15 protein-coding genes and 1 pseudogene are annotated in these 17,975 nt (G+C 69.4%); all 16 read right to left on the reverse strand.

Annotated elements, in window-relative coordinates; all coding sequences use genetic code 11:
• Window positions 1-13: 13 nt before the first annotated feature.
• The 16 genes and pseudogenes from HD600_RS13200 to HD600_RS13275 all read right to left on the reverse strand — a co-directional run bounded on the left by HD600_RS13200 (window position 14) and on the right by HD600_RS13275 (window position 17,960).
• A complete protein-coding gene (locus HD600_RS13200) occupies window positions 14-277 on the reverse strand; it encodes a phosphoribosyl-ATP diphosphatase (RefSeq protein WP_144796128.1) in 264 nt (87 codons plus the stop codon).
• Complete coding sequence (gene rpe / locus HD600_RS13205) at window positions 274-954, reverse strand: ribulose-phosphate 3-epimerase (RefSeq protein ID WP_184284191.1); 681 nt, start codon at window positions 952-954, stop codon at window positions 274-276. The genes HD600_RS13200 and rpe overlap by 4 nt, the downstream gene beginning before the upstream one ends.
• Before the next feature lie 4 nt (window positions 955-958).
• Entirely contained in the window at window positions 959-2,389 is a 1,431-nt protein-coding gene (locus HD600_RS13210; protein WP_184284192.1) for an RsmB/NOP family class I SAM-dependent RNA methyltransferase, read from the reverse strand.
• On the reverse strand, window positions 2,386-3,306 hold the full coding sequence (gene fmt / locus HD600_RS13215) for a methionyl-tRNA formyltransferase (protein WP_184284195.1): 921 nt from the start codon (window positions 3,304-3,306) through the stop codon (window positions 2,386-2,388). Before fmt ends, HD600_RS13210 begins: the two co-directional genes overlap by 4 nt.
• A 19-nt stretch (window positions 3,307-3,325) precedes the next feature.
• Window positions 3,326-5,266, reverse strand: a complete 1,941-nt coding sequence (locus HD600_RS13220) for a primosomal protein N' family DNA-binding protein (RefSeq protein WP_184284197.1) — start codon at window positions 5,264-5,266, stop codon at window positions 3,326-3,328.
• 22 nt (window positions 5,267-5,288) lie between these two features.
• The gene (gene metK / locus HD600_RS13225) at window positions 5,289-6,485 is read right to left on the reverse strand and encodes a methionine adenosyltransferase (RefSeq protein ID WP_184284199.1); all 1,197 of its coding nucleotides are present in this window, start codon (window positions 6,483-6,485) and stop codon (window positions 5,289-5,291) included.
• 14 nt (window positions 6,486-6,499) lie between these two features.
• A complete protein-coding gene (gene rpoZ / locus HD600_RS13230) occupies window positions 6,500-6,757 on the reverse strand; it encodes a DNA-directed RNA polymerase subunit omega (RefSeq protein WP_144796134.1) in 258 nt (85 codons plus the stop codon).
• A 65-nt stretch (window positions 6,758-6,822) separates the two neighbouring features.
• Entirely contained in the window at window positions 6,823-7,728 is a 906-nt protein-coding gene (gmk, locus tag HD600_RS13235) for a guanylate kinase (protein WP_184284201.1), read from the reverse strand.
• The gene (gene pyrF, locus HD600_RS13240) at window positions 7,721-8,566 is read right to left on the reverse strand and encodes an orotidine-5'-phosphate decarboxylase (RefSeq protein ID WP_184284203.1); all 846 of its coding nucleotides are present in this window, start codon (window positions 8,564-8,566) and stop codon (window positions 7,721-7,723) included. Before pyrF ends, gmk begins: the two co-directional genes overlap by 8 nt.
• A complete protein-coding gene (gene carB / locus HD600_RS13245) occupies window positions 8,563-11,850 on the reverse strand; it encodes a carbamoyl-phosphate synthase large subunit (RefSeq protein ID WP_184284205.1) in 3,288 nt (1,095 codons plus the stop codon). The genes pyrF and carB overlap by 4 nt, the downstream gene beginning before the upstream one ends.
• The gene (gene carA / locus HD600_RS13250; protein ID WP_338402240.1) at window positions 11,850-13,022 is read right to left on the reverse strand and encodes a glutamine-hydrolyzing carbamoyl-phosphate synthase small subunit; all 1,173 of its coding nucleotides are present in this window, start codon (window positions 13,020-13,022) and stop codon (window positions 11,850-11,852) included. The genes carB and carA overlap by 1 nt, the downstream gene beginning before the upstream one ends.
• Window positions 13,019-13,528: a PH-like domain-containing protein gene (locus HD600_RS13255; protein WP_144796138.1), complete on the reverse strand. Its 510-nt coding sequence runs from the start codon at window positions 13,526-13,528 to the stop codon at window positions 13,019-13,021. Before HD600_RS13255 ends, carA begins: the two co-directional genes overlap by 4 nt.
• Window positions 13,525-14,829, reverse strand: a complete 1,305-nt coding sequence (locus tag HD600_RS13260; RefSeq protein ID WP_184284207.1) for a dihydroorotase — start codon at window positions 14,827-14,829, stop codon at window positions 13,525-13,527. Before HD600_RS13260 ends, HD600_RS13255 begins: the two co-directional genes overlap by 4 nt.
• Entirely contained in the window at window positions 14,826-15,791 is a 966-nt protein-coding gene (locus tag HD600_RS13265) for an aspartate carbamoyltransferase catalytic subunit (protein WP_184284209.1), read from the reverse strand. The genes HD600_RS13260 and HD600_RS13265 overlap by 4 nt, the downstream gene beginning before the upstream one ends.
• A pseudogene (gene pyrR / locus HD600_RS13270) lies at window positions 15,788-16,321 on the reverse strand (bifunctional pyr operon transcriptional regulator/uracil phosphoribosyltransferase PyrR); the annotation flags it as partial. The pseudogene pyrR and the gene HD600_RS13265, both read right to left, overlap by 4 nt.
• A 61-nt stretch (window positions 16,322-16,382) precedes the next feature.
• Window positions 16,383-17,960 (reverse strand): Rieske 2Fe-2S domain-containing protein, encoded by a 1,578-nt coding sequence (locus tag HD600_RS13275; RefSeq protein ID WP_144796142.1) that lies wholly within the window; start codon window positions 17,958-17,960, stop codon window positions 16,383-16,385.
• Window positions 17,961-17,975 lie beyond the last annotated feature (15 nt).

A 17,975-nucleotide genomic window follows, 5' to 3' on the forward strand; every position in this document is an offset into this window, starting at 1 on the left:
GAGTCGGAGCGCATCAGAGATGTCGGTACACGTCCTCGAGGCTCAGCCCCTTCGCGATCATCATGACCTGCAGGTGGTAGAGCAACTGGGAGATCTCCTCGGCCGCCTCGGCGTCGGACTCGTACTCCGACGCCATCCAGACCTCTGCGGCCTCCTCGACGATCTTCTTGCCGATCGTGTGCACACCGCCGTCGAGTTCGGCGATGGTACGAGACCCCTCGGGACGGGTCTCGGCCTTGGCACGCAGCTCGGCGAACAGTTCGTCGAAAGTCTTCACGGTTCCAGGCTACCGGCTCTCGCGCGCTCCCGAAGCCCGGCGATGGCCGCTTCGACGTCGTCTGCGCCGTACACGGCGGAACCCGCCACGAACGTGTCCGCGCCGGCGGCGGCGGCCTGGGCGATCGTGGAGTCCGAGATCCCGCCGTCGACCTGGAACCACGTGGCCGCACCGCGACGGCGGGCCTCTCCGACCAGCGCACGGAGCTTCGGCATCGTCTCCGGCATGAACCCCTGCCCACCGAAACCGGGCTCGACGGTCATCACGAGGATCTGGTCGAACTCCTCGAGGATGTCGTAGAGCGCCTCACCGGCTGTGCCCGGCTTGATGGCGACGCCGGCGCGCGCCCCCATGTCGCGGAGGCGGCGGGCGAGCGCGACAGGATCCGTCGCGGCTTCGAGGTGGAACGTCACGCTCGCGGCGCCGATCTCGGCGTAGCCCGGTGCCCACCGGTCGGGATCCGTGATCATGAGGTGCACGTCCAGCGGGATGGGGCTGGTGGCCTGCACGCGCTCCACCATCTGCGGTCCGAAGGTGAGGTTCGGGACGAAATGGTTGTCCATGACGTCGACGTGGACGAAGTCCGCGCTCGCGATGCGCTCGAGATCCGCCTGCATGTTGACGAAGTCGGCGGAGAGGATGCTCGGGTTGATGCGCGGCGCGTCCGGAAGGCTCATGCGGTCATTCTCCCTCAGAGTGGCGCTGCAGGAGCGCGAGGAACATCGCGTCGGTGCCGTGCCGGTGCGGCCACAGCTGCACCCGGCCGGTGCCGTCGTCGGCGAGGTCCATCGGGCTCGAGGCGATGTCGGCGACCACGGCCCGCGCGTCGAGCTCGGTGACGTCCGTGCGCGTGCGCAGCACGTCAGCGACGACTCCCGAGGTCTCCGCCAGGTGCGGAGAGCACGTGACGTAGGCGACGATCCCGCCCGGCGCGACGGCGTTCAGCGCCTCATCGAGCAGCTCGGCCTGCAGCGCAGCCAGGTCGGCGACGTCCGACGGCGACTTGCGCCACCGTGCCTCGGGGCGCCGTCGAAGCGCACCGAGGCCGGTGCACGGAGCATCGACGAGGATGCGGTCGAACGCGCCGGGACGTGATGCGGCGAGCTCCCGGCCGTCCTGCTCGTGGACGACGACCTCGCCGGGGACGGCCTTGAGCGCGTTGCGGACCAGGCGCGCCCTGGTGGGCACGAGCTCGTTCGCCTCGAGAGTGACCTCGTGCTGATGAGCGATCGCGGCGAGGAGCGCGGTCTTCCCGCCCGGTCCGGCGCACAGGTCGAGCCACCGCTCCCCCGCGGTGATCGGTGCGGCGGCGGCGAGGGCGAGGGCGACGAGCTGTGAACCCTCGTCCTGCACGCGGACCGTCCCGCCGGAGGCACTGATCGCCTCGTGCGGGTCGCCGCCGGGTGAGGCGAATGCGGTGGGCGCGTACGGACGCCGCGGCTCTCCGGGCTCGGCGATTCCCGGGAGGGCGACCAGCGTGACCTCGGGTGCGGCGTTGTCCGCCTCGAGGAGTTCCTCGAGCTCGCCGGTGCGGCCTTCGGACGCGAGCGCCCTGCGCAGCGCGCGGATCACCCAGACGGGATGCGCCGTCCGGAGACCGAGACGCTCGTCGTCCGAGCGCGCGGCTGCTTCGATGCGCTCCTGCCACTCCCCCGGTGTGTCTCGCGAGATCCGTCGCAGCACGGCATTGGTGAAGCCGGCCGGGCCCCTGCCCAGACGGCTGCTGACGAGATTGACGGACTCGTTCACCGCCGCGTGGGAGGCAACCCTCGTGGACAGCAGCTGATGCGTGGCGAGGCGGAGCGCGTCGAGCACCGCGGGGTCGATGTCCTCGACAAGCCGGCCGGCCGCGGTGGCGATGACGGCGTCGTAGGTGCCCCTTCGCCGGAGCGCCCCATAGGTCAGCTCCGTGGCGAGCCCGGCATCCTGCGGTGACAGGCCGGCCTCCCTGATCGCCGACGGCAGCACGAGGTTCGCGTACGCGTCGTCTGCGCTGACGGCACGGAGCACGTCGTAGGCGACGCGACGCGCCGGCTGCACACCGCGGGGCGCGACGCTCCGGCCCTGGCGGTCGGCGGGGGTGCGGGCGTGGCGCCGCTGCGGGGCGCTCATGCGCCGGCCCGCACGGAGTCGTCGCGACGGAAACCGCGCCACCAGTCGGTGGCGGTCATCGCGGGCTTTCCTGCCGGTTGCACGCGTCGAACAGCCAGCGGCGCTGTCGCCGTGCCGATCAGCAGTGCGTGCTTGGCGGCGACGATGGCCCCTGGCTCGAGCTTCTGCTCGTCACGGGACGGGACAGCGTCGAGGATCTTCACCCGAAGCCCGTCGACGGTCGTGTGCGCGCCCGGTTCCGGCGTGACGCCGCGGAACCGCGCGAAGACGGCGTCGAGCGGCTGTGACCAGTCCAGGGCGCCGTCCTCGATGCTCAGCTTCGGGGCGAGGGTGACCTCGCCCTCCTGCGGGGCGGCGACGGCGGAGCCGTCCGCGATGGCGTCGACGACATCCGCGGTGAGTCGGGCACCGTCCTCGGCCAGCACCTCCAGTGCGACGTCGGCGGTGGCCGCCTCGGGCAGGTCGACGGCGCGGGCGGCGAAGACGTCACCCGCGTCGAGCGCCGGGACGAGCTGGAACACGCTCGCGCCGAGCACGGCGTCTCCGGCGATGAGGGCGCGCTGCACCGGTGCGGCGCCGCGCCACTGCGGCAGCAGTGAGAAGTGCAGGTTGATCCACCCGTGCACAGGGGTGGACAGCAGCGGTTCGCGGACGAGACCGCCGTACGCGACGATGACCCCGAGATCGGGGCGCAGCGCCGCGATGCGACCGGTGGCCTCGTCGTCGAGACGGGCGGCGCGGATGATCGGCAGGCCGAGTTCCTCAGCCGTCCGGGCCACCGGCGACGGCGTGAGGACGCGTCTGCGACCCAGCGGCGCATCGGGCCGGGTCACCACCGCCGCGATGTCGTGCGAGGCGGCAAGTGTGCGAAGGGTGGGTACTGCGGCCGCTGGTGTGCCGGCGAAGACGAGGCGCATGAAGGTTCTCCGGAAGGGATCAGAGCTCGGGATCGAGCATATCGAGGCGTACCGAGAGCGGGATCCGGTTGTTCTGGCGCCGACCACGTCTGCGACCGGTCGCCTCGGCGACGACGGCCGCGCGAAGGGTGGTGGCCACCGCGGCGCCGGCGGCGTATTCGAAGCGGACGAGCGCACGCACGCGACCCTCGTCGTCGTCCACGGGCACGGGGCCCAGCACGGCGTCGGACGGAAGCGGCAGCGCACGAAGGGCGTCGATGGCTCTCGTCACCGACGCGGAGGCTCCCTCCACCAGTGCGACGCGCGTCGCAGGCGGCAGGTGCAGTGGTGCCCTGGTCTCGAGTTCGGCGCGCGCATACGCCGGCTGGGTCCATGTCGCGAGGGCACGACCGATCGGTCCGTCGACGCCCACGAGGTGCACGGGAGCGCCGGGAGCGGCGAGAGCCGCGGCGTTCGACCACCATCGAAGGCACGACTCGCCGATCCGGAGGTCGGGTGCCTGCAGCATCCGAGGTCCGTCCAGCAGGAGCACAGCGCGATAGCCGCCCTCGGCCAGCGGCTCGGCGCCACGGGTGGCGACCACCAGCGCGGGTTTCGCGGAGACCGTCTCGACCGGGTGGGCACCGTCCGCGACGATCACCCTGACGCCGGGGAAGGCGCGGCCGAGCTCGTCCGCCGTCCGCTCGCTGCCGGACGATGCCAGTCGGAGGCTGGTCGAGGAGCACGACGGGCAGTGCCAGGCGCGCGCGGAACGGCCGCACCAGCCACATACGGGGACGGCGCCGCGGTGGGCCGCGCCGAGAGGACCACCGCAGTGCGCGCACCTGGCTGGGGCGCGGCACTCCGCGCACACGAGCGTCGGTGAGAACCCCGGGCGCGCCACCTGGACGAGCACCGGCCCATCGGCGGTCGCCGCACGGGCAGCGGTGAACGCCCCCGAGTGGACGCGCTGTGCGGGCTGTTCCATCTCCTGCGGACTGCTCAGGACGATCCGCGGCAGCACCCTGCGTCGTGCGCGCACGTCGTCGAGCCAGCCGTGCTGCACGAGACGTTCGACGTCGGTGGTGCGGGTGTGCGCGGTGAAGAGGAGCGCCGAGCCCTCCTGCTCCTGCCGGATGAGCATCGCGTCGCGGGCGTGCACATATGGTGCCAGGGGTTCGCTGAACAGGGCGTTGCCGTCGTCCCACACGGCGACGAGCCCCGCCCTCACCGGTGCGTACACGGCCGAGCGGTTGCCGACGACGATGCACGGCGCCCCCTCCAGGGTGCGCAGGAAGGCCCGATAGCGCTCCGGGTTGGTCTGGCGGGAGTCGAGCCGCACGATGGCGTCCACAGGAGCGGATGCCTCGAGCGCGGTCATCAGACGGTCGAGATCGCGGTGATCGGGAACGGCGAGGATGACGGACGAACCGGCGGCGAGCACGCGGGTCGCGGCAGCCGAGAGGAGCTCGGTCCAACGCGGCCGGTCATCGCGGACGCCGGGGATCGCCTCGACGGCCGCGCGTCCGCGCGCGTCGAGCACGTCGATGAGTCCCTCGTACTCGTCGAGAACGGCATCCGCCCTCTCCCGTGCGTCCGGTGCCGGCGCGGTGGCGACAGCATCCGCCTTCCAGGCCTTCTCCACCCGGACCTGCCGCTTCGGGATGACCAGGCGCAGGATGTCGGAGGCGGAGCCCGCCGCACGATCCGCGGCGCGCCGCGCGAGCCGGTAGAGGCGCTCAGGAAGCACCGGCACGTCGGAGACGACGCTCTCCACTTCGGACAGCGGGCGCTCTGCGTCATCCTCCTCCGCGACCTCGACGACGTACGCATCGATCATGCGGCCGGCCGTGCGCAGCGGCACCCGGACGCGCACACCGGCAGGCACCTCTCCGAGGGCCTCGGGAAGTGCGTAGTCGAACAGGCGGTCCAGCTGCGGCAGTGGAGAGTCCAGCACCACCCGCGCGATGCGCCGGCTCAACGCCGGGCTCCGCGCGTGCGCATCACAGCCCCGCGGCGCGGCGCAGCTCGTCGGCGCGGTCGGTGCGCTCCCACGTGAAGTCCGGCAGTTCCCTGCCGAAGTGGCCGTACGCGGCCGTCTGGCGGTAGATCGGCCGCAGCAGGTCGAGCTCCTCGATGATCGCCCGTGGACGAAGGTCGAAGACCTCGCGGATGGCGCGCGTGATGACCTCGTCGGAGACGCGACCGGTGCCGAAGGTCTCGACGTAGAGCCCGACGGGGCGGGCGACGCCGATCGCGTACGCGACCTGCACTTCCAGGCGGTCGGCGAGACCGGCCGCGACGGCGTTCTTCGCGACCCAGCGCATCGCGTACGCGCCGGAACGGTCGACCTTGGACGGATCCTTGCCGCTGAACGCTCCGCCGCCGTGGCGGGCCGCGCCGCCGTAGGTGTCGATGATGATCTTGCGGCCGGTGAGGCCCGCATCACCCTTGGGTCCGCCGGTCACGAACGGACCGGCCGGGTTGATGAAGTAACGATCGTCCGCCGGCATCTCGAGGCCCGTGTTCTCCAGCACGGGATCGATCACCAGGCGCCGGACCTGATCCTTCAACTCGTCCTGCGACACATCGGGGTGGTGCTGCGTCGAAAGCACCACGGCATCGATGGTCTTCGGGGTGAAGCCCTCGTAGCCCAGCGTGACCTGCGTCTTGCCGTCCGGACGGAGGAAACCGAGCTCACCGGAGCGCCGCACCTCGGTGAGTCGCTCCGCGATGCGATGGGCGGTGTGGCCCGCCATCGGCATGAGCTCCGGCGTCTCGACCGTCGCGAAGCCGAACATGATGCCCTGGTCGCCGGCGCCGAGACCGTCGAGGGCATCGCTCGAGCTGCCGTCGCGGTGCTCCCGTGCGAGGTCGACACCGTGGGCGATGTCGCTGGACTGCTCCCCTACCGACACGCTCACGCCGCAGGAATCACCGTCGAAGCCGGTGTCGCTCGAGGTATAGCCGATCCCGTTGACGACCTCGCGGACGATGGTCGGGATGTCGACGTACGCCTCGGTGCGGATCTCGCCGGCGACGTGGACGAGCCCCGTGGTGACGAGGGTCTCGACCGCGACGCGTGACGCGGGGTCCTTGGCGAGCAGGCCGTCGAGGATGCTGTCGGAGATCTGGTCGCAGATCTTGTCCGGGTGACCCTCGGTGACGGATTCAGACGTGAAAAGACGCAGTGCGCTCATCGAGGAGGCCGCGTTCACTCGACGTGGCGAAGGCGGAGCTTGTCCTCGTTGATCTCGTGCAGGGCGATGGTGAGCGGCTTGTCCTCGACGGACGAGTCGACCAGCGGCCCGACGTTGTCGAACAGGTTGCCCTCGTGCAGGTCGGCGTAGTAGTCGTTGATCTGGCGGGCGCGCTTGGACGCGTAGATGACGAGTTCGTACTTCGACTCGACGCGGTCGAGCAGGTTGTCGATGGGCGGGTCGATGATGCCCTTGGTGTGGTGTCCGGCCATGATGGGACCTCCAGATCAGGCGACGGGTTCGTCGCGAAGTCGAAACGGCGGGCGCGCGAAAGCGTTCAGCGCGCGGTTGCCTCAGACAATTCTACGACCTCGCGGGCGGCGACGGCGACGTCCTCGTTCACGATGCGGTAATCGAACTCGCTCTGGGCGGCGAGTTCGACCTTCGCCGTGCGCAGCCGACGGGTCCGCTCCTCCTCGTCCTCGGTCCCCCGACCGACGAGTCGGTGCACCAGCTCGTCCCACGACGGCGGCAGCAGGAAGATGAGCGTGGCCGCCGGGTCGGCCGCCCTGACCTGGCGTGCGCCCTGCAGATCGATCTCCAGCAGGACCGTCTTGCCCTCCGCGAGTGCCGCATCGATCGGCGCCCTCGGCGTTCCGTAGCGGGAGCGGTTGTGGACGACGGCGTACTCGAGCAGTTCGTCCTCGGCGATGAGCCGGTCGAACTCGGCGTCGTCGACGAAGTAGTAGTGCACCCCGTCGATCTCGCCGGGACGAGGGGCACGCGTGGTCGCGGAGACCGACAGGTGGATCTCCGGGTTGTGCTCGCGGATGTACGCGGCCACCGTGCCCTTGCCGACAGCGGTGGGGCCGGCGAGGACGAGCAGCCTGCTGCGCCCTGCCCGCGGTGCGGGCACAGGGAAGCGCTCGTCCAGCCACTGCGACAGACTCGTGCGCTGACGCACGCCGAGACCCCCAAGGCGCTTGACGGGCGAGATGTCCAGCTCCTCGAGGATGCGGTCGCGCTTGCCGACGCCGATCGCCGGGAGCGCGAGCAGGAAGTCCGTGATCCGCATCGAGCCGGCGACCGAACCCGCGTCGGCGAAGGCGTCGGCGACGACGGACTGCGGCGTCACGACCCGCATGGTCAGGTCGCGCTTCAGCGATGCCCGCGCACGTCGTCGCTCCACCGCGCGCCGGGCGGCAGCAGCACGATCCACTTCTGGGACGCTGCGCTCAGGCATCGAGGACCTCCCAGTATGCGGCGACGCGCTCGTCGATCGCCGCGGCGATGCCGTCGGCGCCGGCGCGGAGGATGCTGCGGCTCTCCGCGGCGATCACCATCGCCGCGGAAGGGCCGAACCGGGCGCGCAGGTCCGCGGGACCGGCGCCCTGCGCGCCGAACCCGGGCGCGAGGATGGGCGCGGCCGGGGAGAACGGCGCGAGATCGGCGTCGGTCCAGTCGACCGTCGCCCCGATCACGAATCCGAAGCTCCCCCACTCGCCGGTCGCCGTGTGCTGCGCGTTGCGCGTGCTGACCTGCGAGACGACGGCCGACGAGACGGACTGCGATGCTGCCGTCTGCGCGCGCTGCAGGTCTGTGGCCTCCGGGTTGCTCGTTGCGGCGAGGACGAACACGCCCTTCCCGCCGCGCTCTGCGAGCTCGAACGTCCCGTCGAGGGCTCCCACTCCGAGGTAGGGGTTCACCGTCACGGCATCCGCCTCGAGCGGCGAGCCGGGGGTCAGCCACGCGGCCGCGTATGCGTCCATCGTCGTACCGATGTCGCCGCGCTTCGCATCAGCGATCACGACGAGTCCGGCGCCACGGGCGGCGGCGAGGACGTCTTCGAGCGCGGCGAATCCGGCGGAGCCGAAACGCTCGAAGAACGACACCTGCGGCTTCACGAGTGCGACCCGTGACGCCGCGGCCTCCACGACGCGCAGCCCGAACTCACGAGCGCCGGCGGCGGAGTCCTCGAGCCCCCAGGCCGTCAACAGCGAGGCGTGCGGGTCGATACCGACGCACAGCGGACCGCGTGCGGAAAGCGCCGCCCTCGTCCGCTCACCGAACCGCTGCGTCACAGAGCCGCCCGCCTGTCGAGCGCATACTCCTGCAGGCTCTTCACGTCGAAGCCCTCGTCGGCGGCGTCCATACCGCTCACCGCGGCACCGAGGACAGCCATCGTGGTGAACAGCGCCTTGTCGGCGGCCACGGCGGCGGCACGGATCTCGTACCCGTCGGCGCGCGCGGTGCCACCGGAGGGGGTGTTCACGACGATGTCGATCTCGCCGGCGTTGATGAGGTCGACGATGTTCTGCTCACCGGAGCCCTGCGTCTCGCTGAACTTCGACACCACGGTGACGGCGATGCCGTTGCGGGACAGGATCTCTGCGGTCCCCTCCGTGGCGACGAGCGTGAATCCCAGCTGCTGGAGCCGGTGTGCAGGGAGGATGACCGCGCGCTTGTCGGCATCCGCGACCGAGATGAACACGGTGCCCGACGTCGGCATCCCGCCGTAGGCGGCCGCCTGGCTCTTCGCGAACGCGGTCGGGAAGTCCTTGTCGATGCCCATGACCTCGCCGGTCGAGCGCATCTCCGGTCCGAGCACGGAGTCGACGATCTTGCCGTCCTTCGTGCGGAACCGTTTGAACGGCAGCACGGCCTCCTTCACGGCAACGGGCGCACCGAGCGGAACGTGCGACCCGTCGGACGCGGGCAGCAGCTTCTCGTCCTTCAGCTCGGCGATGCTCGCGCCCGCCATGATCCGGCTCGCGGCCTTCGCCATCGGGATGCCGAGCGCCTTCGACACGAACGGGACGGTCCGGCTCGCGCGCGGGTTGGCCTCGATCACGTAGAGGACTCCGGCGCTGATGGCGAACTGCACGTTGAGAAGACCGCGCACCCCGACGCCCTTCGCGATCGCGAGGGTGGCCTCCCGTACGCGGTCGATGTCGCTGCGACCCAGCGAGATCGGCGGCAGGGTGCAGCTGGAGTCACCGGAGTGGATGCCGGCCTCCTCGAGGTGCTCCATGACACCGCCGATGTACAGCTCCTCGCCGTCGTACAGGGCGTCGACGTCGAGTTCGATCGCGTCGTCGAGGAAGCGGTCGACCAGCAACGGCGTGCCAGGACCGACGATGACCTCGCCGGCGGTGCGGACGAAGTAGTCGCGCAGGCTCGCGCTGTCGTAGACGATCTCCATGCCGCGGCCGCCGAGCACGAAGCTCGGGCGCACGAGAACGGGGAAGCCGATGTCCTCGGCGATCCGGACGGCACCGTCGACGTCGGTCACCGTGCCGTGTCGCGGGGCGACGAGACCGGCCGAGTCCAGCAGCTGCGAGAACAGCTCGCGCTCCTCGGCGATGTCGATGGCCTCGGGGCTCGTGCCGAGGACCGTGTAGCCGGCGGCCTCGATGCCCTTGGCCAGCCCCAGAGGGGTCTGGCCGCCGAGCTGGCAGACGACGCCGAGGATCGTGCCGCTGGCGGCCTCCGCATCGAGCACCTCGAGGACGTCCTCGAGGGTGAGCGGTTCGAAGTACAGCCGGTCGGACGTGTCGTAGTCCGTCGAGACCGTCTCCGGGTTGCAGTTGACCATGATCGTCTCGTAACCGGCATCCGACAGCGCGAACGACGCGTGCACGCACGAGTAGTCGAACTCGACGCCCTGGCCGATGCGGTTCGGCCCTGAGCCGATGATGACGACCTTGGTGCGCTCGGACGGTGCGACCTCGGTCTCGAAGTCGTAGCTCGAGTAGTGGTACGGCGTGAGCGCGGGGAACTCGCCGGCGCACGTGTCGACGGTCTTGTAGACGGGGCGGACGCCGAGCCCGTGACGGATGCCGCGGACCTCTGCCTCGGTGACGCCGCGCAGCTGCGCGAGCTGCGCGTCGGAGAAGCCGTGCTCCTTCGCGTACCGGATCACGTCGGCGTCCAGCTCGGCCGCTGTGCGAACCGTCTCGGCGACCTCGTTGATGAGCACGATCTGATCGAGGAACCACGGATCGATCGCGGTGGCGTCGAAGGCCTGCTCGACCGTCGCGCCCTTACGCAGTGCCTGCTGGAGCACGACGATGCGGCCGTCGGTCGGGGTCTTCGAGATCTCGAGGAGCTCCTCGACGCTGCGGGGCTCTTCGCCCCAGTGGAAGCTCGATCCGCGCTTCTCGAGGGAGCGCAGCGCCTTCTGCAGGGCGGTGGCGTAGTTGCGACCGATCGCCATGGCCTCGCCGACGGACTTCATGGTGGTCGTCAGCGTGGCGTCAGCGGCGGGGAACTTCTCGAACGCGAACCGCGGCACCTTGACCACGACGTAATCGAGGGTCGGCTCGAAGCTCGCCGGGGTGACGCCGGTGATGTCGTTGGGGATCTCATCGAGGCGGTAGCCGAGAGCGAGCTTCGCTGCGAGCTTCGCGATCGGGAACCCCGTCGCCTTGGACGCGAGTGCGGAGGACCGGGAGACGCGCGGGTTCATCTCGATGACGATGATGCGGCCGTTCTCGGGGTTCACCGCGAACTGGATGTTGCACCCGCCGGTGTCCACGCCGACGGCACGGATGATGTCGATGCCGATGTCGCGGAGCCGCTGGTACTCCCGGTCCGTGAGCGTGAGGGCGGGAGCCACGGTGATCGAGTCGCCCGTGTGCACACCGACGGGGTCGACGTTCTCGATGGAGCACACGACGACCGTGTTGTCGGAGGTGTCGCGCATGAGCTCGAGCTCGTACTCCTTCCAGCCGAGGATGGACTCCTCCAGCAGGACCTCGCTGGTGGGCGAGTCGTGCAGACCCGCGCCGCCGATGCGACGGAGGTCCTCCTCGTCGTAGGCGAAGCCGGATCCCAGACCGCCCATGGTGAAGCTCGGGCGGACGACGAGCGGGTAGCCGAGCTTCTCGGCACCGGCGATGAGCTCGTCCATGGAGTGGCAGATCACAGAGGCCGCCACGTCGGCGCCGGCCTCGATCACGAGCTCCTTGAAGACCTGACGGTCCTCGCCCTTCTTGATCGCATCGACCTTCGCGCCGATAAGCTCGACGCCGTACTTGGCGAGGATGCCGCGCTCGTCCAGCGCCATGGCGGCGTTCAGGGCCGTCTGTCCGCCGAGCGTCGGAAGGATCGCGTCCGGCTTCTCCTTGGCGATGATCGTCTCGATCACCTCGGGGGTGATCGGCTCGACGTACGTGGCATCCGCGAAGTCGGGGTCGGTCATGATCGTCGCGGGGTTGGAGTTGACGAGGATGACGCGCACGCCCTCTTCACGGAGCACGCGGCACGCCTGCGTCCCCGAGTAGTCGAACTCACAGGCCTGACCGATGACGATCGGGCCCGATCCGATGACGAGTACGGAATTGATGTCGTCGCGCTTGGGCATTACATGGCGTCCTTCTGTGCGAGGTGGGCGACGACGACGTCGCGGAAACGGTCGAAGAGGTAGTTGGCGTCGTGCGGACCCGCTGCAGCCTCGGGGTGGTACTGCACGGAGAAGGCCGGGATGTCGAGCGCACGGAGGCCCTCGACGACGTGGTCGTTCAGCCCGACGTGGCTGACCTCGACCCTGCCGTACCCGTTGGGGCTGTCGAACGAACCCTCCAGCGGTGCCTCGACGGCGAAACCGTGGTTGTGCGCGGTGATCTCCACACGGCCGGTCGTCTTGTCCAGCACGGGCTGATTGATGCCGCGATGACCGAACGGCAGCTTGTAGGTGCCGAGGCCGAGTGCGCGTCCGAGCAGCTGATTGCCGAAGCAGATGCCGAAGAACGGCAGCTCGTCGTCGAGCACGGCACGAAGCAGCTCGACGTGGTCGTCCGAGGCGGCCGGATCGCCGGGACCGTTGGAGTAGAACACGGCGACGGGATCGATCGCACGGATCTCGTCGATCGTCGCCGTCTGCGGGAGGACGTGGACGTCGAAGCCGCGTGCGGCGAGGTTGTCGACGGTGGCCTGCTTGACGCCGAGGTCGAGCACCGCGAGGTTCCCGATGCGCTCAGCGGTGGCCGGGGTGACGGTGGCCTCGGTCACCGACACCTGCGCGGAGAGGTTCTGTCCACTCATCTCGGGGGCCGCCGTGACGCGACGCAGCTGCTCCTCGGCATCCAACTCGGCGTCAGCGCCGGAGAAGATCCCGCCGCGCATCGAGCCGGCCGACCGGATGTGCCGGGTGACGGCACGGGTGTCGATGCCGCTGATGCCGACGATGCCGTCGCGGACGAGGATCTCGTCGAGCGAGGCGTTCGCCCGCCAGTTGGACACCACACGCGATGGGTCGCGGACGATGTACCCGGCCACCCAGATGCGACGGGACTCGCGGTCCTCGTCGTTCATGCCGGTGTTGCCGATGTGCGGTGCGGTCTGCAGGACGATCTGGCCGGCGTACGAGGGGTCGGTGATCGTCTCCTGGTAGCCGGACATGCCGGTCGAGAACACGACCTCACCGAGGGTCGTGCCCTCCGCGCCGTATGCCCGTCCGCGGTGGCGCGTGCCGTCCTCCAGCACGAGAACGGCCGGGGCCGGTGTCTGAGCGATCGAAGGTGTTGCGCTGGTCACGAGGAAGCTCCTGTGTCATGAGCGGGAATGAGCCGCTCCAGTTCTGAGATGAGTGAGTCTGGGGCCCCGGTGGTGGGGCGCAGGTAGGAATCGACGATCGTGTCCGCGTCGATTCGCCACGCGATGCGGACGAGGCCGCCCGGTTCGACGACCCGGTCGATCGTGACGGTGGCCCGATCGATCGAGGCGAGCGTGTCCTTCGCGAGGAACACCGTCGGCGTGCCGTCGAGGCAGAGAGCCGCGCCGCGGTCCGTCACGGCGAGTTCGCCGCGCGCACGGTATGCCAGTGGCCGGATGGCCAGCCGCTCGAGGGGCTCATCGTGTCTCGTCGTCGACACGTAGAGGACCTCGTGCCGGCTGAGCACCTCGGCATGCTCCGGCACCCCCAACGGGGCCGTGTGCGCGGCGTCGCGTCGGAGTCGTCGGCGCCAGGCGAACAGCATGCTCAGCAGCACGAGGATCGCGAAGGCGATGGTGATGACGACGGCGATGTCCCTCGCGCTCACGCGCTCAGCTCCTCGACGATGTCGCCCGCTTCCAGCGTCACGGTGCCGTTGTGCACGGTCCACGCGACCCGCCCAGGCAGTTCACGCCCGAGGTACGGCGAGTTCTCGCTGCGACCACGCAGGTCCGCGGTCGTGAACGTGCCGCGCGCCTGGGCGTCGTACAGGGTGATGTTCGCGGGGCGACCGGCCTCGAGTGGTGTGCCGTGGCCGGTCAGTCTGCCGATCCGGGCGGGAGCTGCGCTCATGACGCGAGCGATGTCGTGCCATTCCAGCAGCCCCGTCTCGACCATCGACTGGTGCACCACGCGCAGGGCGCTCTCGAGCCCGACCATGCCGTTCGCCGCAGCGGGCCATTCGCACGCCTTGCTCTCGGCGGGGTGAGGCGCGTGGTCGGTGGCGACGATGTCGATCGTGCCGTCGGCCAGGCCCTCACGGACGGCGAGGACGTCCTCCGTGCGACGCAGCGGCGGGTTCACCTTGTAGCGGGCGTCGTAGCCGCGCACGAGATCGTCGGTGAGCAGCAGGTGGTGCGGGGTGACCTCGGCCGTGACGTCGATTCCGCGCTTCTTGGCCCAGCGGATGATGTCGACGGAGCCGGCCGTGGAGAGATGGCACACGTGCAGACGGGAGCCGACGTGCTCGGCGAGGAGCACATCGCGCGCGATGATCGACTCCTCGGCGACCGCCGGCCAGCCGGCGAGGCCGAGCTCGGCGGACACGACGCCCTCGTTCATCTGCGCGCCCTCGGTGAGGCGCGGATCCTGCGCGTGCTGCGCGATGACCCCCCCGAAGGACTTCACGTATTCCAGGGCTCGACGCATGATGAGCGGATCGGAGACGCAGAATCCGTCGTCACTGAAGACGCGGACCCTGGCCCGGGAGGCTGCCATGGCGCCGAGTTCGGCCAGCCGCTCCCCCTTCTGCCCGACGGTCACGGCGCCGATGGGTTGCACAGTCGCGTAACCGGCGGCCTCCCCCAGCGCGAGCTCCTGCTCGACCACGCCGGCCGAATCGGCGACCGGGGAGGTGTTCGGCATCGCGAACACCGCGGTGAAACCCCCTGCCGCCGCCGCTCTGGTCCCCGTGAGGATCGTCTCGGACGCTTCATAGCCGGGCTCGCGCAGGTGCGTGTGCAGGTCGACCAGTCCGGGAAGCGCGACAAGGCCGTCCGCGTCGATGACGCGTGCCCCCTCGCGGCTGATGCCCGTCCCGATCTCGGCGATGAGGCCGTCCTCGACGAGGATGTCGGCGCCGTCGGCGCCCAGCATCCGTGCCCCGGTGATCACGAGGGTCTCGGTCACAGGTCTCTCCCTCGTTCGTCGTCTCGTTCTCCGGCCAACAGCATGTACAGGACCGCCATGCGGACGGACACTCCGTTCGTCACCTGCTCCAACACCGTGGAGCGCGGCGAATCCGCGGCTTCGGAGGATATCTCCAGGCCTCGATTCATGGGGCCGGGGTGCATGACAATGCTATCGCTCGGCAGGGACCCCGCGCGCACGGCATCCAGCCCCCAGGTACGGGAATACTCCCGCTCACTCGGGAAATACGCCGCGTTCATGCGCTCGAGCTGGATGCGCAGCATCATGACGGCGTCCGGCCCGTCCGCGAGGGCCTCATCGAGGTCGTAGAGGACGCGGACCGGCCACTGTGAGACGTTCTGAGGCACGAGTGTCGGCGGAGAGACGAGCGTGACGTCCGCCCCGAGTGTGGTGAGGAGCCACACATTGGACCGCGCGACCCTGGAGTGCAGGACGTCGCCGACGATGACGACGCGGACCCCGGCGAGGTCGCGCCCTCGGCTCGCCGTCCCGCACCGGCGCTTGCGGATCGTGAAGGCGTCCAGCAGCGCCTGGGTGGGGTGCTCGTGAGTTCCGTCCCCGGCGTTGACGACGCCGGCCGAGATCCACCCGCTGGTGGCCAGCGTCCGCGGAGCACCCGATGCGGAATGGCGGATGACGACGGCATCCGCTCCCATCGCCTGCAGGGTCTGGGCGGTGTCCTTGAGGCTCTCGCCCTTCGAGACGCTGGACCCTTTCGCGGCGAAGTTGATGACGTCGGCCGACAACCGCTTGGCCGCGGCTTCGAAGGAGATGCGCGTGCGAGTGGAGTCCTCGAAGAAGAGGTTCACGACGGTCTTGCCGCGCAGGGTCGGCAGCTTCTTGATCTCGCGCGACTGCGTGTCGGACATGTCCTCTGCGACGTCGAGGATCCGCAAGGCGGTCTCGCGGTCGAGGGTGTGGGTGTCGAGAAGGTGCCTCATTCGCCGATCGTCACCTCATCCGCACCGTCGTACTCGCTGAGACGGACGTTGACGCGCTCCGAGCGCGCTGACGGGATGTTCTTGCCGACGAAATCCGGACGGATCGGGAGTTCGCGGTGGCCACGGTCGATGAGGATCGCCAGCCGAACAGCGGCGGGGCGCCCCACTGCGCCGAGCGCATCGAGGGCTGCGCGGATGCTGCGCCCGGAGAAGAGCACGTCGTCCACGAGCACCACGGTCTTGTTCTCGATGCCACCGGCGGGGATCTCCGTCGGCCGAGGCGACCTCGTCGGCTGCGAGGCGAGATCATCCCGGAACAGGGTCACGTCGAGAGACCCGACGGGGACGTCGACCTGGGCGATCGAGGCGATGAGATCTCCCAGTCGGCGGGCGAGGGCGACGCCGCGCGTCGGGATGCCGAGGAGCACCAGATCGGCCGCGCCCCTGTTCGACTCGAGGATCTCATGGGCGATGCGGGTCAATGCCCGCGAGATGTCGGCTTGCTGCAGCACGGTGCGCGTGCTCATCCGCCGCTCCCTTCTCCGCCTCTCTGGACGGTGTTAAAGGTTGCTTGCTGAACCCACTCTAGCGTCAGGCGCCGAGCCTCAACGCCTCATCGGTCACAGCGCAGCGCTCGGCCCGGATCTCGTGGCCGGTCGTGGTCAGGCACTTGCCTGTCTTCAGATCCCACTTCCAGTCGTGCATGCTGCAGGTGAGGATGCCCTCCTCGTCGACCTTGCCCGTCTTGGTGAGGTCGGCACGCAGGTGCGGGCACCGGCGCTGCACGATCCAGTCGCCGACCTGCGCATCCTCGGTCTGATCGGTCTGCTCGGAGTACCAGTTCTCGACGTACTCGATGCGGTCGACGGACAAGCACTTGAGGAACGTCGTGAGGAACTCGTTGAACTTGCCGCTGCGCCCGACGGAGAACTGCATCGAGAGGAAGATCGAGTTCGACCAGTCGATCTCGCGGTCGCGGATGTTCGTCGAGACGAGGTCGGCGGGGATCGTGTACCAGTAGATGCACTCCTCACCGGCGTACTCACGCACCTTCGCCTTCGGGAAGTCCACGACCATGTCGAGGTCGCCGATGCGGAAGCGGACGCATCCGCCCACGCCGAGGCGGATGGTCCGCGACTTCTTCAGCAGCGGCTCCCACCATGCCTTGAGCGCGGCGAGGATCTCCTCCGGCGCCATCGGCTCGGCGCGTTCGGCCTCCTCGTCGCGGATCTCCTGCTGTCGAGAGGCGCGTTGCTCCTCGAGGTACTCCCACTTCTCGTCGAAGATGTGGTCGAGCTCCTCCTGCGTGTAGAGCGTCTGCTCGATGGAGGCTAGCGTCTTGTTCTCGAGCGTCACGACGGTACCCGGCACGAAGAGCTGTCCGTCGTACTGCGGGGCGAGCTCCTTCATGTGCGCGATGAACTGCTTCTGATCCGTGAAGATCGACTCGCCGTTGCGACCGAAGCCGTTGAAGTCGAACAGCTCGTCACGCAGGAACATCGGCGGTCCGGCCATCGGGAACACGTGCGGCGCGTCGACCTTCTCGATGTAGTACATCGCCCGCTTGTTCTGCGCCTGCCGCTTGAGCTCGGCGAAGTTCTGCTTGGCGTCCAGCGGAAGGTCGTACACCATCGGCCACCAGATGGCCCCGGAGACCTGGGTGAAGTACGCATCCGGCTTGCCGAATCCGAGCAGCTTGTCGAGATCGAGCGGATGGGCGTCGTTCTGGTTGAGCACGGACGCCGTTCCGTCGTCGACGCTGAGCGACGAGTCGCCGATCGGTCCGTCGCTCGGGGCGCGCAGCGGCGTGATCATGATCTTCAGATCGCCGCGCTCGATCACCTTGCCCGCCGGGGCGTAGGTGATGTTCTCGTAACCGAGCGCGCGGATGTCCCGCTCGAGATCGTCGATCGGGTACTCCGGCAGGAGCACCTCGATGTCCTTGCGGATGTACCGCTGCAGGAGCTTCGGGTCGAAGTGGTCGCGGTGACGGTGCGAGATGTAGAGGAAGTCGGCTTCGCGGCCGAGCTTCTCCCAGTCGAGTCCGCGGTTGTCCGGGAACGGGAACCATGAGCCGAAGAAGGATGGGCCGAGAACCGGGTCGCAGATGATGTTGCCACCCGTGGTCTCGATGAACATTCCCGCGTGGCCGAGTCCGGTGATCCGCATTGCACTCCTCTAGAT

This window comes from Microbacterium ginsengiterrae, assembly GCF_014205075.1.
In the GTDB taxonomy this organism is placed as follows: domain Bacteria; phylum Actinomycetota; class Actinomycetes; order Actinomycetales; family Microbacteriaceae; genus Microbacterium; species Microbacterium ginsengiterrae.

Excerpts from the sequence above, each read along its gene's own strand:
- metK (WP_184284199.1), bottom strand. The coding sequence starts at position 6,485 with ATGAGCGCACTGCGTCTTTTCACGTCTGAATCCGTCACCGAGGGTCAC.
- rpe (WP_184284191.1), bottom strand. The coding sequence starts at position 954 with ATGAGCCTTCCGGACGCGCCGCGCATCAACCCGAGCATCCTCTCCGCC.
- gmk (WP_184284201.1), bottom strand. The coding sequence starts at position 7,728 with ATGCCTGAGCGCAGCGTCCCAGAAGTGGATCGTGCTGCTGCCGCCCGG.
- fmt (WP_184284195.1), bottom strand. The coding sequence starts at position 3,306 with ATGCGCCTCGTCTTCGCCGGCACACCAGCGGCCGCAGTACCCACCCTT.
- HD600_RS13275 (WP_144796142.1), bottom strand. The coding sequence starts at position 17,960 with ATGCGGATCACCGGACTCGGCCACGCGGGAATGTTCATCGAGACCACG.
- HD600_RS13210 (WP_184284192.1), bottom strand. The coding sequence starts at position 2,389 with ATGAGCGCCCCGCAGCGGCGCCACGCCCGCACCCCCGCCGACCGCCAG.
- carB (WP_184284205.1), bottom strand. The coding sequence starts at position 11,850 with ATGCCCAAGCGCGACGACATCAATTCCGTACTCGTCATCGGATCGGGC.
- HD600_RS13265 (WP_184284209.1), bottom strand. The coding sequence starts at position 15,791 with ATGAGGCACCTTCTCGACACCCACACCCTCGACCGCGAGACCGCCTTG.
- rpoZ (WP_144796134.1), bottom strand. The coding sequence starts at position 6,757 with ATGGCCGGACACCACACCAAGGGCATCATCGACCCGCCCATCGACAAC.